General features: G+C 46.3%; 4 protein-coding genes and 1 tRNA gene. 1 reads left to right on the top strand and 4 read right to left on the bottom strand.

Annotated features, from left to right (window positions below):
• The 4 genes from O3A65_08900 to O3A65_08915 all read right to left on the bottom strand — a co-directional run.
• A partial coding sequence (locus tag O3A65_08900; protein ID MDA1332576.1) for a glutathione S-transferase family protein occupies positions 1-489 on the bottom strand: 489 nt, incomplete at its 3' end.
• Positions 490-687: 198 nt separating this feature from the next.
• Positions 688-764 (bottom strand) — tRNA-Val (locus O3A65_08905).
• A gap of 84 nt (positions 765-848) precedes the next feature.
• Positions 849-1553: an ATP-binding cassette domain-containing protein gene (locus O3A65_08910; GenBank protein MDA1332577.1), complete on the bottom strand. Its 705-nt coding sequence runs from the start codon at positions 1551-1553 to the stop codon at positions 849-851.
• The gene (locus O3A65_08915; GenBank protein MDA1332578.1) at positions 1546-2793 is read right to left on the bottom strand and encodes a lipoprotein-releasing ABC transporter permease subunit; all 1248 of its coding nucleotides are present in this window, start codon (positions 2791-2793) and stop codon (positions 1546-1548) included. The genes O3A65_08910 and O3A65_08915 overlap by 8 nt, the downstream gene beginning before the upstream one ends.
• A gap of 76 nt (positions 2794-2869) precedes the next feature.
• Here O3A65_08915 and O3A65_08920 point away from each other — a divergent pair, with 76 nt between their 5' ends.
• A complete protein-coding gene (locus O3A65_08920; GenBank protein MDA1332579.1) occupies positions 2870-3886 on the top strand; it encodes a hypothetical protein in 1017 nt (338 codons plus the stop codon).
• Positions 3887-4006 lie beyond the last annotated feature (120 nt).

Below are 4006 nucleotides of genomic sequence, written 5' to 3' on the forward strand. Positions count from 1 at the left end.
CACATCTGCAATGGTTGGCTCATCCCCACAAAGATAACGACTGCCAGCAAGTCTAGCGTCAAGAATGCCGGCTAATTTATGAAAATTAGGTTCTTCCGCATCGAGAATAGACTGATCAGTTTCACCGCCTAACAACGGTTTCACACAATTCTCAACCACATATTTGTAACAAGATGGGAACCATGCGCTGCTCTCCCACAATAACCAACGGTTAACATCAGCTCGGGTTTTCAATTCCGTTGGGTAAGCAGAAGCATTGCCTAGTTTATCCGCCGCATACTGCAATATCGCATTGGACTCCCAAAGCGTAAAATCGCCATCACGAAGCGCTGGAACTGAAGCATTCGGATTGATCGCGACATACTCCGGGCTCTGCTGTTTCGCCTGAAAATAATCAATTTTTGTGACTGTGTAATCGACCCCAATCAGCTTAAACCCGGCTAAGGCTTTGCGACTGTTGATGGTGATTGGATCCAGTAATAGTTCCATCGGTACTCCTCCTTGAATTTATTATTATCTTTTACCTTTATTAGGCTTATCTAATTCGTTGCGCCACCAAAAACCCAGGCGAACTAAAGAATACCATCGATTAATCAGGCAGTGTGGATCGAACTGAGTGGCAAGCGACGCGCTCATGCACAACGCAGACTAGGGATCTCGAGGGGAGGAAGTGGACTGAAAGTGCACTGGTAGGCGCGATTGGATTCGAACCAACGACCCCCACCATGTCAAGGTGGTGCTCTAACCAACTGAGCTACGCGCCTGAAGGAAGCGGGATTCTAGCACTAAAACCAATGATGTCAAAGAATGGTCAAACCAACACGCTCATCCTTCAACGTTCGCAGAAATCAAGAATCAAGACTTAATTTGCCGTCGTCTAATCGATAGGTTTGATGCATCTTTGCCGCTAATGCCGTGTCATGGGTAACAACCACAACGCTCGCCCCCAACTCTTCATTAATCTGAAACATCAAATCCATAAATCCTGCAGCGCTTGATTTATCTAAGTTCCCTGTCGGCTCATCGGCCAACAAACACGCAGGGCCTGTGACAAGTGCCCGCGCAATTGCGACACGCTGGCGTTCTCCGCCCGAGAGCTCGGTCGGTTGATGTCCCATACGATGCGCCAAACCAACCCGCCTCAGCATTTCTGACGCCTTAGCCTCAGCATCTGCGACACTATCCCGACGCATGAGTAGCGGCATGGCTACGTTTTCCAATGCCGTAAACTCAAGTAATAAATGGTGGAATTGATAAACGAAGCCAATAGATCGATTTCTAACCTCGCAAATACCCACTTCGGATAAGGAAGAGAACGATTCATTATTAACTTTTACTTCTCCACGAGTGGGTTTATCTAAGCCCCCTAGAATGTGGAGCAAAGTACTTTTACCGCACCCTGACGAACCGACAATAGCCGTTATATCTCCGGCATATACATTTAAAGAGACTCCTTTAAGGATCTCGATTGGAACACCTCCGATAAAACCATAGTCTTTCTCAACGTCAACGGCAGATAAGACGCAATTTTTACCTTGGTTGGGATTATTCATAACGCAACGCCTCAGACGGATTAATCTTAGCTGCTCGCAAGCTTGGATAGATCGTAGCCAGCATGGTTAAACCAAGAGACAAGAGACCAATCCAAATGACGTCATTTGCCTGCAACTCTGAGGGAATATCTGAAATGTAATACACATCTTTCGCCAAAAACTGAACCCCGAAAACAGATTCGATGGCAGGAACAATCACATCGATATTAACCGCCACAAGCAAACCAAAACTCAAACCCAACAACGTCCCAATAAACCCAATCAGAGATCCTTGGATAAAGAAGATCTTCATAATTTGTGAGGGAAGCGCCCCTAAGGTTCGAAGTATTGCAATATCTGTCCGCTTATCGGTAACCACCATCACTAGAGTAGAAACAATATTGAACGCCGCAACTGCAACAATAAGTAAAAGGATAATCGACATCACTCGTTTCTCGATTTGTATCGCTCGAAAAAAAGTGGCATGGCTTCTCGTCCAATCGGAAATAAAAATATCGGGGGGCAATAACGACGCCAAATTGGATGCGACGCGTGGCGCCTCAAATAGATCAGTGAGTTTCAGCCTCAAGCCAGACACAGAGTTTCCAAGCATCAAAAGTTTTTGTGCGTCAGCCATGTGGATCATCGCCAGTGCCGCGTCGTATTCGTAGTTTTTGACTTCAAAAATACCGCTCACTAAGAATTGTCTTAGCCTGGGCATCACACCAGCAGGTGTTACGTGCCCCTGAGGCGTAATCAAAACCACCCGATCACCAACCCCTACCCCTAAAGAGCGTGCCAGATCAATGCCGAGAACAACATTAAACTGACCTGCCTCCAAAGTATCCAGCGATCCCTCGACCATATGATCAGAGACATCGGAGACATTCTTTTCAAAATGTGGCAAGACCCCGCGAATCAGTGTGCCGTGCGATCTTCGACCAAAAGTCAAAAGCCCTTCACCCGATACAAAAGGTGCAGATCCAATCACTCCGTCTTGTTTTTTGGTTTGCTCGGCGATGCTTTCCCAATTTTCAAATTGGCCGTGGCTACCCATCAACTGAACATGCGACACCACTCCTAAGATCGTAGCCCGCAATTCCTTTTGAAAGCCGTTCATAACGGAGAGGACAACAATAAGCGCCGCAACACCTAGCGCGATACCGATCATCGACGTAGCCGATATGAATGAAATGAAGTGGTTCTTGCGCTTAGCTTTTGTATAGCGTAATCCAACAAAAAGCTCGAAAGGTTTAAACATGAAGGTTCACTGAAATAATGAGTGTCTAATTATATCGCGACCCCATACATTTGATTCGACCGATAGGTATGGGAGAATGCATCTTATTACAATACTGAAAGTTATATTACCCGTGAATACCCTTTCCCTGACAATATCGAGCCCTTCTGGCCGAGATGTATGGCCAGATACGTCACTAACGCCCAGTCTCGATCTTGTATTTAGCCGGGGGGCTCGGAAACTACGGAGGAATACATCTCTCATCGACTCTTGGATGGAGCAATTATTTCCTCATCAAAAGGATGAAATCGCAATAAGCACGCTACTGGCACGTGGGGATCCAGATTTCTCGGTTTATCCACATTATCTGTGTTGTGAATTGGTTGACTATTCAGCAGGAATGAATGATGTATTCGTGAAGCGCCTGCACAACCTATCGAGCGCTGCCATTGATAATGGACGATATAACAATTTGCTCACAGCAAGCTTTGACGGTTTATTAACTCGTAACGTCTCTGAATGGCCTTCACTTTTACTTATAGGCCTGCAAGAAGATCCTAAAATAGGCAGTACGCCTGCGACCGAAGCGCAGAATAGACCAATGAGCACAGTCCTGCCCACCGGACCTCAATCACGGCATTGGATTGCAAAAATGAATGAAATCCAGATGCTATTTCATCAAAGTAACGAGAACACCCCGGATGATAGAGAACACGTAAAACCAAATGGTGTTTGGTTATGGGGCGAAGGACCTCGTCGAGAACTTCAAGATTCCTCGCTTTTGGTCTCAGCACAAAGTCCTGAGCTGATCGCCCTGTCACGCGCGGCCAACGCCACGATGACATCGGTTGATCAGATACTCTCCGAAGGCTCACCACAAAACAATGCGCTCATCGACATTCACATCAATGAGGACTCAAACACCATAGTTGCAGCGAACGAGTTGGTCTCCAAAGGCATGGCTCTTCTAAAATCTGGCCTGTATACACAACTGAACGTGCAACTGATGCAGAACTCGATCGTACTTGACACATCGTGCACCAAATATTCCTTGCATAAGTTTTGGGTCAAAACAGGGAAAACTATTGATTGGGTAAGAGATGCCTGTAGTTGATGATAAACGTACTATCCACGTACGAAAAGCTCCAGACCTTGCTCAAAAGAAACTAAGAGAAAAAGGTCTGTCCCCGGTTCTCGCCCGTGTCCTTGCGGCCAGAGGCATCAAAGAGGCCGA

The sequence above is a fragment of the Pseudomonadota bacterium genome (genome assembly GCA_027624715.1).
Classification (GTDB): domain Bacteria; phylum Pseudomonadota; class Gammaproteobacteria; order Burkholderiales; family Eutrophovitaceae; genus Eutrophovita.